Source organism: Nocardia sp. Tas62D01 (assembly GCF_055232035.1).
Genome location: NZ_JBUYUZ010000001.1, coordinates 5722454 through 5735962, shown reverse-complemented (window position 1 = coordinate 5735962; position 13509 = coordinate 5722454). Strand labels below are relative to the sequence as shown.

12 protein-coding genes and 1 pseudogene are annotated in these 13509 nt (G+C 66.9%); all 13 read right to left on the bottom strand.

Annotated features, from left to right (window positions below; translation table 11 throughout):
• Positions 1-75 precede the first annotated feature (75 nt).
• A complete protein-coding gene (gene cas6e, locus ACV7NQ_RS27180) occupies positions 76-1056 on the bottom strand; it encodes a type I-E CRISPR-associated protein Cas6/Cse3/CasE (protein WP_463362212.1) in 981 nt (326 codons plus the stop codon).
• A gap of 6 nt (positions 1057-1062) precedes the next feature.
• Positions 1063-1914 carry a type I-E CRISPR-associated protein Cas5/CasD gene (gene cas5e / locus ACV7NQ_RS27175; protein WP_463362211.1) on the bottom strand — a complete coding sequence of 284 codons (852 nt, stop codon included), beginning with the start codon at positions 1912-1914 and terminating at the stop codon, positions 1063-1065.
• Positions 1915-1973: 59 nt separating this feature from the next.
• Positions 1974-2156, bottom strand: a complete 183-nt coding sequence (locus ACV7NQ_RS27170; protein ID WP_463362210.1) for a hypothetical protein — start codon at positions 2154-2156, stop codon at positions 1974-1976.
• A 377-nt stretch (positions 2157-2533) separates the two neighbouring features.
• Positions 2534-3346, bottom strand: a pseudogene (locus ACV7NQ_RS27165) (magnesium chelatase domain-containing protein); the annotation flags it as partial.
• Entirely contained in the window at positions 3346-3729 is a 384-nt protein-coding gene (locus tag ACV7NQ_RS27160) for a YraN family protein (RefSeq protein WP_463365835.1), read from the bottom strand. The gene ACV7NQ_RS27160 and the pseudogene ACV7NQ_RS27165, both read right to left, overlap by 1 nt.
• A 117-nt stretch (positions 3730-3846) precedes the next feature.
• Positions 3847-4152 (bottom strand): DUF2469 domain-containing protein, encoded by a 306-nt coding sequence (locus ACV7NQ_RS27155; protein WP_011210678.1) that lies wholly within the window; start codon positions 4150-4152, stop codon positions 3847-3849.
• A gap of 43 nt (positions 4153-4195) precedes the next feature.
• On the bottom strand, positions 4196-5005 hold the full coding sequence (locus tag ACV7NQ_RS27150; RefSeq protein WP_463362209.1) for a ribonuclease HII: 810 nt from the start codon (positions 5003-5005) through the stop codon (positions 4196-4198).
• A gap of 42 nt (positions 5006-5047) precedes the next feature.
• Positions 5048-5833 carry a signal peptidase I gene (lepB, locus tag ACV7NQ_RS27145; protein ID WP_463362208.1) on the bottom strand — a complete coding sequence of 262 codons (786 nt, stop codon included), beginning with the start codon at positions 5831-5833 and terminating at the stop codon, positions 5048-5050.
• A gap of 88 nt (positions 5834-5921) precedes the next feature.
• Positions 5922-6263 carry a 50S ribosomal protein L19 gene (gene rplS, locus ACV7NQ_RS27140; protein WP_029893064.1) on the bottom strand — a complete coding sequence of 114 codons (342 nt, stop codon included), beginning with the start codon at positions 6261-6263 and terminating at the stop codon, positions 5922-5924.
• A 368-nt stretch (positions 6264-6631) separates the two neighbouring features.
• Positions 6632-7501, bottom strand: coding sequence for a hypothetical protein (locus tag ACV7NQ_RS27135; RefSeq protein ID WP_463362207.1), 870 nt, complete (start codon positions 7499-7501; stop codon positions 6632-6634).
• A gap of 31 nt (positions 7502-7532) precedes the next feature.
• Positions 7533-9971, bottom strand: a complete 2439-nt coding sequence (locus ACV7NQ_RS27130) for a Tex family protein (protein ID WP_463365834.1) — start codon at positions 9969-9971, stop codon at positions 7533-7535.
• Between the two features lie 139 nt (positions 9972-10110).
• On the bottom strand, positions 10111-11757 hold the full coding sequence (locus tag ACV7NQ_RS27125; protein ID WP_463362206.1) for an AMP-binding protein: 1647 nt from the start codon (positions 11755-11757) through the stop codon (positions 10111-10113).
• Positions 11757-13463, bottom strand: a complete 1707-nt coding sequence (locus ACV7NQ_RS27120; protein ID WP_463362205.1) for an AMP-binding protein — start codon at positions 13461-13463, stop codon at positions 11757-11759. The genes ACV7NQ_RS27125 and ACV7NQ_RS27120 overlap by 1 nt, the downstream gene beginning before the upstream one ends.
• Positions 13464-13509 lie beyond the last annotated feature (46 nt).

The following is a 13509-nucleotide window of genomic DNA, read 5'->3' as shown; positions in this document are numbered from 1 at the left end:
CGGTGGATCCGGACCGTCAGGGCGGAAAGCCCCGGAGCGCATCGGCTCCGAAGATGTAATGTCCGACAACATGTCTCACGCTTCCGAGCGCCTGGACCGGTGGATCAGCCAGTTCCCCATGCTCGAACCGCAGAGGATCCCGTCCGCCGAGTAGGTCAACACCCCGATTGGAACGGGTAGCACCCATGGCTGGGCCGGGGTGGTGACGTCGGCCTTACACGCGCGCGGATGGCTCCACATCAGCCGGGCTGTAGGCCGGGCGGCCACGTCGGGTCGTGTCAACGTCTTTCGAGCGGTTGCGAGGGTAAGCAGGCCGCATCCGTAGGCTTTGGATGGGCCGATGCCGTGCAGCAGGTGCTGGGTGAACTGTTGTGCGTCGGTGATTTCGAGTTGGCCTTCGAAGGTGGCGGTGTGTACGACGACCGGTTTGTCGGTTCGCGTTTTCATGCCGGGCTCGGCTTTGCCGAAGGAATGGCGGTTGCGGGCGGTGATGTGGACCTCTTTGCTGGGTACGACCGCGATCGCGACCGCCTCGTCGTCGTGTTGTAGACCTGGGGCGGAGGTGTCCGTTGCGGCGTCTGGGATGTGGAAACCCCAGCGTTGGGTGCGGTCGAGGAACCAGCCGAGTTGGGCGGCGGCGGTGCGGTGACCGATACGGAATGAGCGACGGTTCCCGTCGGCGCGGCGTTCGGCTTGGTTTTTGGTGGGGGTTGAGGTGTTCTGCACCGGGCTGGCGGTGATACGGAAGGCGTACCGGTCACCGGTGCGCAGGCGGTCCAGCAGTGGGGTGTAGTCGGCGACGGCGGCGTGTTCGCCGTCGGCGTCGGGCCAGCCTGCGGTTTCGACGAGGTGCGTCCAGTCGGGTTTGGTGCGGGTGAGGACATACAGCACGGGCCGGTGTGGGTTGTCGGAGTCCAGTCGCCACAGGATGCGTTCGTCGAGCGGCTGATCAGGAATGCCGTGCAGGACCGCGCTGCGCATGGCGCGTGGGTTGGCCAGCAGGTTACGGCTGTCGCGGCGCAGCGGGTTGATGCGAATTCGGGACAGATAGGTCATGGGTCCTCACCAGTCCAGCAGGGCGAACGGGTCATGATCGGTGCCGGCATCTTGCGGGTCCGGGTGGGGTAGACCGCTGGGCGCCCGCACCGAGACCCGACGCACGCGGCGCTCGGCGAAGCGGCGGTCACGGGGGTCGAAGCTGATGGGTAGGTCGTGGCGCACTTCGTTGCCGTGGTCGTCGTCGATGGTGACCGGCAAGTCGAGGTAGGCGGGCCGATGCTTACGACGCCGCACGAAGGCATCGCGTGCGGATTCGGAGGCTTGCCAGGGTTCGGATTCGAGCACCTGGATCAGGGTGCCGTCGCGCAGTCCCAAGTTCACCGGCTGTGTCGGTGGGCAGCTACGCCGCCCGAGGGCGAGCGGGAAGGCGGGGCGGGCCAGAGCCTGTGCCAGGGCATGCAGCAGTGGCGGCGGGCCCGCGACTGCTGCCAGGAACGCTGCGTCTTGCAGGTAGTAGCGCCAGGTTTGATGGGTGTGCTTGGCTGGTGAGGTGAACTTCTGGGTGCCTTTGGCGTTGACCCCTGCTTGTCGCAGCGGAACCCCGCGGTAGTCGCTGAGGGTGTGGTAGTCGCGCAGAAGGCTGCCCGGTTGATCGACGCGGATCCCTAATTGCAGCTGTCTCAGGTCGGTGAGGTCCGCGTCGCGGGGGCGGCCGAGCGCGGCAGCGAGCAGGCCGATGATCCCGGACTTGGTGGGTTCGGGGCGGGTGTCGCGGCGGTTGAAGCTGCCTGCCTCTCCCCACGATTGCAATGGTGCAGCCAACCGCAGCAACAGCACCGCCGCGTCGCCGTCGTGGTCGTGTCGACTGGCTGGTTCGACAGGGCCGGGCAGCGTCTCCGGTGGGGAGCTGTCCACGGCCCGAGCCCCGCGTCCACTATCGGGCGGCACGGACGACCCTGCTGCGATCGAGTCGCTCATCGCTTCAGTTGCTCCCGCAATCGGCCCTGCAATTCTTCCCTCAGTTGCGGGAAGGCCACCGGCGTACCGAATGCGGCTGTCAGCCCGGACGCTGCGGGGGAGTCGGTGGGGAATCCGTGGGTGAGGGCGGTGTGCAGCGGTGTGTCGCCCAGCGGTCGCCGGAACGTACGCGACCGCACGCACCGGTCGCCTCGTTGCCCTCCAGGCCACCTGTCTACCTCACTCGTTCTGTGCCGCCCACGCGGTGGGGAATGTCTGTGGCACAGTAGTTCTCGCAGCTGCCGTGCAACGCACGCGGAACGGTCGATCCGGAAATTCGGGTGAAGAACAACGCGTCGATGATGGCGCCGTCCAGGACGGGAGCTGCACCAGGCGAGCGCCAGCACCAAGCTGGCCATGAACGTTTCGCCCCCGGACAGAGTTGGAGCATAGCGTGGCTGGCCGGAATCCCGGTCCATGATCATTAAGTCGTCGAGGAAGGCGGTTTGGTCAGCGCTGAGCAGTTCGCCATCTGTCTTGCCAGGGCCGGAACTCGAGCATCCAGGTAGTTCAGAGAAGGGGCGACGAACGGCGGCATGGTGATCAACGGTTGATCGCCGGATAACGCACCGGCCACCGAGTGGATGGCCGTCACCTCCAGCGCCTCGGACTCCGACAGCGGCGGCAACAGGCCCGGAAGGCGTTGCGCGAGCATCGTTTTACCGATGCCGGGCGGACCGGTCAGCAGCAGATGATGCCCACCGGCGGCCGCCACCTCCAGCGCCCACCTGGCTTCTTCCTGTCCCACCACCTCGCTCAGATCACCGCAGGACCGAACAGTGTCGGGCAGCACGCCGTCCGGCTCCGCCAGCGTGCCCTCCCCACGCAGCCACGCGACCAGGGTGCGCAGGCTCTCCGCCCCGTACACCGCGATCCCGTCCACCAACCCTGCCTCAGCCATGGCGGATTCCGGCACGACCACGGTCGACCAGCCCGCATTACGTGCGGCGATCACCGCGGGCAGGATGCCGCGCACCCGCCGAATTCGTCCATCGAGTGCGAGTTCCCCGAGGAAGACGGTCTTGGCCAGTCGCTCCGACGGGATCGCACCCGCCGCATCCAGAACCGCTACCGCCAAGGCGATGTCGTAAACGCTGCCGATCTTCGGCAGCGTCGCGGGCGACAGCGCCAGAATGACCCGCCCATCGGGCCACTTCTCCCCCGTGTTCGCCACCGCGGCACGCACCCGGTCCCGCGATTCCTGCAATGCGGTGTCCGGCAGCCCGACCAGATGCACCGAGGGCAACCCCTGCCCGATATCGGCCTCGATCTCGACCAATTGACCGTCCACTCCGGTCACGGCGACGGAATGCGCCCGGCCGAGCGCCATCAGAAGACCGCTTTCAGATGATCGATGACCGGCTGGTGCCCGCGGGTTACCAACACCCCGACGACATCGAATCGGATGTGCCGCCACGGACCGTCCTGTTCGGCCAGCCATATCAGGGCCAGCCGCCGGATCCGTTGTCGTTTGGTGAAAGTGACCGCCTCGGCGGGCGTGCCGAAATTAAGCCCGGAGCGGGTCTTCACCTCGACGAAAGCGGTGACGCGAGTGTCCTGCGCGATCAGGTCCAGTTCGCCGTACTTGCACCGCCAATTCCTGCCGACGATCTCCATCCCGGCGGCCTGCAGGAACTGTGCTGCCAACTCTTCCCCATGTGCGCCGAGCGCCTGTTTGTCTGTCACCCGGCCAGCGTGCTCGATAGAGCGCATCATTCATGGGGTCCGACCTGGGCCGACACAAAACCTGTTGATAGCGGCTCAGCCTGTGGATAACGCGAACCAACCGCCGCACCAGCACCATCGATGTCGGTGCCCAGTGCTAGCTACCTACTCCGGCAGGCGCAGGTCGGGCTTCTCCAGCTCTTCGATATTGACGTCCTTGAAAGTGATCACCCGCACGTGCTTCACGAAGCGGGCGGGCCGGTACATGTCCCAGACCCAGGCGTCGCTCATGCGCACCTCGAAATACACCTCGCCGTCGGCGTTCTGCGGCCGCAGCTCGACGGAATTGGCCAGGTAGAAGCGGCGCTCGGTCTCCACCACGTACGAGAACTGACCGACGATGTCCTTGTACTCGCGATATAGCGAGAGCTCCATCTCGGTTTCGTACTTCTCGAGGTCCTCGGCACTCATCGGGTGGGACGTCCTCCTTCTCGCCGCATTGCGTGTGCTGACATCATCGCGCATGGGCAGCGTCGGTAGCCACTCGGCTATCCGGATCCACGGCCTGGGGATCTTCGGGAGGCAGGTCATCGGTGCCTGCCACGAGCACCGCGTCGGCGTAGGCGGACGCGCTGACGCCGGGTCGCAGGCCCGCAGCCTGGCGCACATTGCGCCAAGACCGCCGATGCTCGCTGCTCGGTCCGAGGCGATTCAACGCGGCCGTGTGCTCGGGCGTGTTGTAGCCCTTGTGAGCCGCGAGACCATACCCCGGAAACCGCTCGTCCAGCTCCACCATCATCCGGTCCCTGGTGACCTTCGCCAGGATGCTCGCCGCCGCGATACAGGCCGCGGCCGCGTCACCACCGATGACCGGCAGCGACGGCACCGCAATACCCGGCACCCGGAATCCGTCGGTAAGCACGTATCCGGGGGTCTGCCCGAGTCCGGCGACGGCGCGGCGCATGCCCTCGATATTGGCGACGTGGATGCCGATCGAGTCGATCTCCCAGGCCGGGATGACGACGACCTTCCAGGCCAGTGCCAGCCGGGTGATCACCGGGTAGAGCTCCTCACGCACCGCCTCGGTGAGTTTCTTGGAGTCGTCGAGACCGGCCAGCTTGTCGTAGGACTTGGGGGCCAGCAAGCAGGCGGCCACCACCAGCGGCCCCGCGCACGGTCCGCGCCCGGCCTCGTCGACACCGGCGACGGGCCCTAGACCACTACGGATCAACGCCGCCTCCAGCGTGCGCAGCCCGCCTGCCCGGCGCATCACGACACGCGGAGGCCAACCATTGGTCGGCGTCCCGCCGTTAGCCTGTGCCACTCGATCCTGCCCCACCGTTCAATTATCCTGCGGCCGCACCGATCAATTCGTTTGGGGATTCTGGGCGCGGACCGGACCGATCCGCCCGGGCGGCCAGATCTTGAACACGGCCTGGCCGCGCAGATTGTCCACCGGGACGGTGCCCTGCAGGTCGTCGGAGACGTGGGCGCGCGAGTCGGCCGAGTGGTTGCGGTTGTCACCCATCACCCACAGATTGCCCGCGGGCACCTTGATCGGGCCGAACACCCGGCCCGCCGGGTAGGTCGCGTTCTGCTGACCGGGGTTCCACGGGAAGTCACTCTTGATATACGGCTCGTCCAACGGCTTGCCGTCCACCAGGATTCGGCCCTGCGCGTCACAGCACTGCACGGTCTGGCCGCCGACAGCGATCACCCGCTTCACCAGATCGTTCTCGTCCGGTGGCACCAGGCCGAAGAAGGAGAAGAAGTTCTGCACGCCGCGCACGGCTACGTTGCTCGACCGGATCGACTGGTAGCGGGTGTTCCAGGACGGCGGGCCCACGAACACCACGACATCACCGGGCGTCGGATCGCCCCAGTAGTAGCTGAGCTTCTGCACGTAGATGCGGTCACCGGTGCAGCCGGTGCAGCCGTGCAGGGTGGGCTCCATCGATTCGGACGGAATCACATACGGGCGCCCGACGAAACTGACCGTCAGGGCCGCGATGACCGCCGCGATAGCGATGAGAATCGGCAGCTCCTGCCAGAAAGGCCGCTGCTTCTTCTTGGCCCGCCGCCTGCCGCGATGGCGACCCGACCCCTCGTCGTCCGACTTGGACACCGTCCTCGATTCACTTTCGTCTGCCACGCCGAACAGATTAGCCCGGCACCACAATCATCTGCGTAGTGCCGGGCTATTCGAGTATTCGATCGCGTCCGCTGTCAGGCGGAAAGATTCAGCGCTTTTCCTTGATCTTGGCGGCCTTGCCACGCAGATCGCGCAGGTAGTACAGCTTGGCCCGGCGGACGTCACCGCGGGTCACAACCTCGATGTGGTCGATGTTGGGGGTGTGCACCGGGAAGGTGCGCTCCACGCCGACACCGAAGGACACCTTGCGGACCGTGAAGGTCTCGCGGATGCCACCACCCTGGCGCCGGATCACGACGCCCTTGAAGACCTGGATGCGCTCCTTCGAGCCTTCGATGACCTTCACGTGCACGTTGAGAGTGTCACCCGGCCGAAAGTCGGGGACGTCGCTGCGCAGCGACTTCTCGTCTACGAAGTCAAGGGTGTTCATTTCCATCCTTCTGATGTTTGCGCGAACAGAGGACCCTGGCGGCACACGACGTGCTCGACCGGTTCATGCTCCGAATTAAGGGGGTGCGCCAGGTCGACAACCACCCAGGGCAACCTGAGCATTGTGCCAGATCAGCGGGCGCTACGAAAATCGACCCCGGTCGACGCCGCGATCGGGCCCGTTGACGACGCAACCAAGAACAGCCTACCCGCGGGCGCAATGGTGCAATACCGCCGCCAACCGGTCGTTTTCCGGAGCGGAGAAGCCGAAGCCGGCGCGTCGGCGGGTGTAGCCGTAGGACAAGCCGCTGTGCGGGTCGGCGAATCCGGTCGAAATTGCTGTTCATGATTGGTGTGCCACTCGTGGGCTCAGCGGTCGGACTCGTGCTCCGCGGACCACGGGAGGTGATGGCGCAGCGGTGCGGGTGGCGCGGGCACCACCGTCCTGGTCAGCTCCTCCTCGGCGGCGGTGCGGACATGCTCCACGTCGGGTTTGCCCGCCACCAGATCCTGCACGAAGATCTTGGCCCGGATCACGGGGCGGCGATAGCGTCGCTCACGGACGATGGCCCGGTACATCATTCGCCGCCGGTCGCCGTAGCGCCAGCGCGCCCACGGTGCACCCGGCCTGCTCAGCCGCAGCGCACCGATCACGAGCAGCGGCAGGAAGAACATGCCGAACAGGCCGGTCCAGATCTTGCCCTTGGCGATGACGATGGCCGCAAGCGCCAGGTTCACCACCGAGAAGGCAATGACAAAGAGCCGGACCTCGAGGCTGGGATCGTGACGGAAGTTGTTGATATCCAACAGCCACAGCGGGTGGAAGCCGAGCAGCAGCAACCCGGTCACCGCGAGCGCGACGAACACCGCGTCCACCGACGTGCGGCCCTGTTCCTCCCAGTACACATCGCGCAGGTAGAAGATCAGCGCGAATTCGTCGAGGGTCAGGGCCGCCCCGACACCGAAGGCGACCGCGAGCACACTGGCGGTCACCGCGCTGGCGCTCTGGTACAGGGTGACCATCCCGATGCCCGACAGCAGCACCAGGATGACCCCGAACACCATGTGATGGATGTGCACACCACCGGAGCGCACGTTGCCCGGCCACCACCGCACCTTCTTGCGGATCATCCGGACGCTGAGCCGGATCAACAGGAAGCCGACGATGAACCCGAGCAGGAAGCACAGCAGCGGAAGTCGGCCCTGCGCGATTACATCGTCCCGAAGCCACCGTCGCATGGCCGCCTACATACCTCCGCCTGTTATCGTCCTACTGCCCGAAACCGGCCCGGCGCAACGCATCCGCCATCGAACCACTCGGCGCAGGCGCGTTGCGGCGCTGGTTTCCGCCCTGGCTCTGGTTGCGACCTTGGCCCTGGTTCCGTCCCTGGCCCTGGTTGCCGCCCTGACCCTGCGGCCTACCCTGACCATTCTGCCGTGGCCTGCCGCCGTCGGAGCCGCCGCGGCCGCGATCAGCCTGACCGCGGTCGCCCTGGCCCCGACCGCGACCGTCGCCGCCCTTGGCGCCGGTGCCCGGCTCGTCATCCAGGCGCAGCGACAACCCGATGCGCTGCCGCGCGACGTCGACCTCCATCACCTTTACCTTGACCACGTCGCCGGACTTGACCACCTCGCGCGGATCTTTGACGAAGTTGTGCGACATCGCCGAGACATGGACGAGACCGTCCTGATGCACGCCGACATCGACGAACGCACCGAACGCGGCCACGTTGGTGACCACGCCCTCGAGCACCATGCCAGGCTCCAGGTCGGCGACCTTCTCTACGCCCGCCGCGAATTCGGCGGTCTTGAACTCCGGGCGCGGGTCACGGCCCGGCTTCTCGAGCTCGGTGATGATGTCGGTGACGGTGGGCACGCCGAACTTCTCGTCGGTGAACTCGGCGGCCCGCAGGGCGCGCAGCACGCCGGTGTTGCCGATCAGTTCCGTGACGCCCTTGCCGGTCGATTCCAGGATGCGCCGCACCACCGGGTACGCCTCGGGGTGCACCGCGGAGGTGTCCAGCGGATCCGCACCGCCGCGGATCCGCAGGAAGCCCGCGCACTGCTCGAAGGCCTTCGGGCCCAGCCGCGGCACGTCGAGCAACGCGGTGCGGCTGCGGAACGGGCCGTTCTGATCTCGGTGCGCCACAATGCTTTCCGCCACCGATCCAGCGATGCCGGACACCCGCGACAGCAGCGGCACCGACGCGGTGTTGACATCGACGCCGACCGCGTTCACCGCGTCCTCGACCACCGCGCCGAGTGACCGGGCCAGCAGGGTCTCGGACACGTCGTGCTGGTACTGGCCGACGCCGATGGACTTCGGGTCGATCTTCACAAGTTCGGCGAGGGGGTCTTGCAGGCGGCGCGCGATCGACACCGCGCCGCGCAGCGACACGTCCATATCGGGCAGTTCCTGGGTGGCGTAGGCCGACGCGGAGTACACCGAGGCGCCCGCCTCGGAAACCACGATCTTGGTCGGCTTGTTCTCCGGGATCCGCGAAATCAGTTCGACGGCAAGGGCATCGGTCTCACGGGAGGCGGTGCCGTTGCCGATCGCGATGAGCTCGACGCCGAACCGGGCCACAAGCGCGCCGAGCACAGCGAGGGACTTCTCGGTCTGGCCGTGCGGCTTGTGCGGGTAAATGACCTCGGTGGCAACGGCCTTGCCGGTGGCGTCCACGACGGCCACCTTCACGCCGGTGCGGTAGCCCGGGTCGAGGCCCATGGTGGTCCTGGTGCCCGCGGGGGCGGCAAGCAGCAGGTCGCGCAGGTTCGCCGCGAACACGTCGACGGCGTCCTTCTCGGCCGCCTGCCGCAACCGCATCCGGGTGTCGATGCCAAGGCTCACTTGCAGTTTGGTCCGCCACGCCCAGCGCACGGTGTCCAGCAGCCAGTTGTCGGCGGCGCGACCGCGATCGGCGATGTCGAACTTCCGGGCGATGCGGCCCTCGTAGATGCTGCGCTCGCCGGGCTCGAGTTCTTCGGTATCCGGTTCCAGCTGCACCGAGAGCACGTCCTCCTTTTCCCCGCGCAGCAGCGCGAGAATCCGGTGCGAGGGCAGCTTGGTGAACGGCTCGCTGAACTCGAAGTAGTCGGCGAACTTGGCGCCCGCCTCCTCCTTGCCCGCACGCACGGTCGAGGCGACCTGGCCGCGGTTCCACATCAGCTCGCGCAGCTCGCCGACCAGGTCGGCGTCCTCGGCGAAGCGTTCCACCAGGATGGCGCGGGCGCCGTCGAGCTGCTCGGCGGTGTACTGCGCGGGATCGGTGGTGGGATCGGTGATCAGCGCGTCGGCGACGGGCTCGTGACCGGCCTCGCGGGCGATCTGCGCCTTGGTGCGCCGCTTCGGCTTGAACGGCAGGTAGATGTCCTCGAGCCGGGCCTTGGTCTCGGCCAGCATGATCTGCTGGTGCAGCGCAGGCTCTAGTTTGCCCTGTCCGCGGATCGACTCGACGATCGCGGCCCTGCGCTCGTCGAGCTCACGCAGGTAGTGCAGCCGCTCGTCGAGCTGGCGCAGCTGCGCGTCGTCGAGACCGCCGGTCACCTCCTTGCGGTAGCGCGCGATGAAGGGCACGGTCGAGCCTGCGTCGATCAACTCCACGGCGGCGCGAACCTGGTTCTCGCGCACGTCCAATTCGTCGGCGATGCGACGGTTGACGCTGGCTTGGCTCGCGATGTCGGAACTGGTCGTCGCGGGTGGGACCAGGGTGGGTTGGGACTCTGCACTGGCGGTCTCGGGCGCTGTCGTCACGTTCGCAGACACTACCGTCGCCCGCTGACAGTGCGTCCGCACCCAGGTGAACGGCCTCGTACGCGGCGGGTCCCGTGGCGGTCGCGGCCGCCGATCACGGCTGCTCGGGCGTGGCCAGCATGGCTTTCGCCAGCTCGCGCATCTCGGCCTTGCGAACCTTCCCGGTGACGGTCATCGGGAACTCCTCGACCACATGCACGTAGCGCGGGATCTTGAAGTGCGCCAACCGGCCCGCAGAGAACTCACGCAAGGCAGCGGAATCCAAAGGTGTTGCGCCATCCCGCATTCGGATCCACACCATCAGCTCCTCGCCGTATTTCGGGTCGGGGACGCCGATCACCTGCGCGTCGAGGATGTCGGGATGGGCGTACAGGAACTCCTCGATCTCCCGGGGATAGATGTTCTCGCCGCCGCGGATGACCATGTCCTTGATCCGGCCGGTGATGACGAGATACCCGTCGTCGTCCATCACCCCGATATCGCCGGTGTGCATCCAGCGGGCGGCATCGATCACCTCGGCGGTTTTCTGCGTTTGCTCCCAATAACCGAGCATCACCGAGTAGCCGCGGGTGCACAGCTCCCCTGGCTCGCCGCGCGGCACCGTCAAACCCGTTGCCGGATCGACGATTTTGACCTCGAGATGCGGCCCGACCCGGCCGACCGTCGCGGTGCGCCGCTCGATGCTGTCGTCGCGGCGGGTCTGGGTGGACACCGGCGAGGTCTCGGTCATTCCGTAGCAGATGCAGACCTCGCTCATGCCCAACCGATCGATCACCCGCTTCATCACCTCGACCGGGCACGGCGATCCGGCCATGATGCCGGTGCGCAGAGTCGACAGGTCCGGCGTCGCACCTGATTTGTCCGGGTCGCCGCCCAGGGCGGTGAGCATGTCGATGAACATGGTCGGCACCCCGTACAGGGAGGTGCACCGCTGCTCGGCGACCGCGTTCAGCGTGGCGACCGGGTCGAACGACGGCGCCGGAATCACCACTGCCGCACCGTGGCTCGTGCTGGCGAGGTTGCCCATCACCATGCCGAAGCAGTGATAGAACGGCACCGGCACACAGATTCGGTCCTGCTCGGTGTAGCCGCAGAGTTCGCCGACGAAGTAGCCGTTGTTGAGAATGTTGTGGTGGCTGAGCGTGGCACCCTTCGGGAAACCCGTTGTGCCGGAGGTGTATTGGATATTGATCGGGTCGTCCATGGACAACGTCGCCGCGATCTCCCGTAGTCGGTCCGCATCGATATCGGTCCGCGCCACCGCATCCCATTCCGACGTGCCGAGCACTAGCACCTGCTCGAGACCCGGACAATTCGGCCGGACCTGTTCGATCATCGCGGCATAGTTCGACGACTTGAACTCACGCGCCGCGACCAACATTCGCACACCGGCCTGGCGCAGCACGTATTCCAGTTCGCTCGTGCGATAGGCCGGATTGATATTGACCAGGATCGCGCCGAGCTTCGCCGTCGCGTACTGTACCAGGAACCATTCCGGACAGTTCGGCGCCCAGATACCGACCCGGTCGCCCTTGCCGATGCCGAGCGCCGCGAGACCGGTGGCCAGCGCATCGATGGCCTCGGTGAGTTCACGGTATGTCCAGCGTCGATCGGATGGACAGTCCACCAACGCTTCTCGGTCGGGGTAGGCGGCTGCCGTTCGATCGAGGTTGCCGCCGATGGTGTCACCGAGCAGCGGGGTGCCGGAGATACCGGACGCGTAGCTCGGCAGCGGCGACATCACTTGCTCCCCTGCTGCCGCAGCACGAATCGCTGCACCTTGCCGCTTGGCGTCTTGGGCAGGCTGTCCACGAAATGCACCTGACGCGGGTAGGCGTGCGCGGCGAACTTCTCCTTAACCAGGATCTGCAACTCGGTGGCCAGTTCGGCACTGCCCGCCGAGCCGTTGCGCAACACCACGAATGCCTCCAGCACCTCGCCGCGCAGTTCGTCGGGCATGCCGACGACGGCGGCCTCGGCGACCTGATCGTGCAGTACCAGCACGCTCTCGACCTCGAACGGGCCGATGCGGTATCCGGCCATGATGATCACGTCGTCGTCGCGGGCGGAGAAGTGGAAGAACCCATCCGGGTCCCGCGATCCGGCGTCGCCGGTCAAGTACCAGCGTCCGTCGGCGGTGTAGCGCTGCGCGGTCCGGTCGGGGGCGTCGAGGTAGCCGAGGAACCACAGCAGCGGGCTGCGCTGGGTGTCGATGGCGACCCGGCCCATCGTGGCCGCGGCGGCCTCCACATCGGCGTCGTCCTCCAGCACCGCACACGACCAGCCCGGCAGCGTGTGACCCATCGAACCCGCGGGCGCGTCGACATCGAGGAAGTCGTGCCACGCGTTGCAGATCACCATGCCGTGCTCGGTCTGCCCGTAATGGTCGCGGACGGCGACGCCGAGGGTGTTCGCGGACCAGGAGACGACCTCCGGGGTCAGCGGCTCGCCCGCCGAGGATGCCCTCCTCAGCTTCAAACCCGTTGGGGCAGTGGCGCTGTCGGAGCGCAATGCACGGTAGACAGTCGGTGCGGCGGTGAAATTGGTGACGCCGAATCGTTCCATCACCTGCCAGGTCAGCGACGGCGAGAACCCGGCGTGCAACAGCAGGCTGCGCGTCCCGGACGCGAGCGGGCTCAAGATCGCCCAGTACAGCCCGTAGGCCCAACCGGGATCGGCGGCATTCCAGTACACGTCATCGGGACCGACATCCAGCGCGAACTCCTGATACGCGTGAAAGGACGCGAGCGCGCGGATCGGAATAGGCACGCCCTTCGGGGTACCGGTGGTGCCGCTGGTGAACAACTGCACGAGCAGCCCGTCGCCGCCGCCGACCACGGCGGCCGCCCGCGGATCGTCCGCGGAGTGCGCAACGAGCAGGTCGGCGAACCGCAGCGTCGCAGCTGCATCGTCGACCGCCTCCACAACGGCGCCCACTCGATCGACCGTCTGCGGACCAGAATTCGGCTGATCGGCCGCCACGTCGCCACCGGCGACGATCACCCGCCACGGCGCATCGGGCGGTATGTCCTCGCCCGGCGCCAGCTTGCCCGCTTGATCGGCATCCGCGATGACGATCGCCGCCCGACTCGCCGCCAGCCGGAACGCGATGGCGGGTGACGCGAACGCGGTGAACAGCGGGACGTGCACCGCGCCGCGCCGCCAGATGCCGAGCAGCGCCACCACCAGATCGGCCGACTTGGACATCAGCGTGGCGACTCGATCGCCCGGCCCGACGCCCAGCTCGGCGAGCGCCACCGCGAACCGAGCCGAGCGTTCGCGCAGCTCCCCGTAGGTGAGGTCGGTCGAGGACAGGTCGGCGTCGACGATGGTGAACGCGACCCGGTCGGCCGGATGCCCGTCGCACAGCAGCTCCGCCGCGCACGCGTCGGGTCCGTCGTAGCGTTCCAGCAGTTCGCGTACCCGCACATTCAGGTCCGTGCTCATCTCGCCTCTCCTCATCCGTGATCCACCTCACCCCGTATCGAATAGG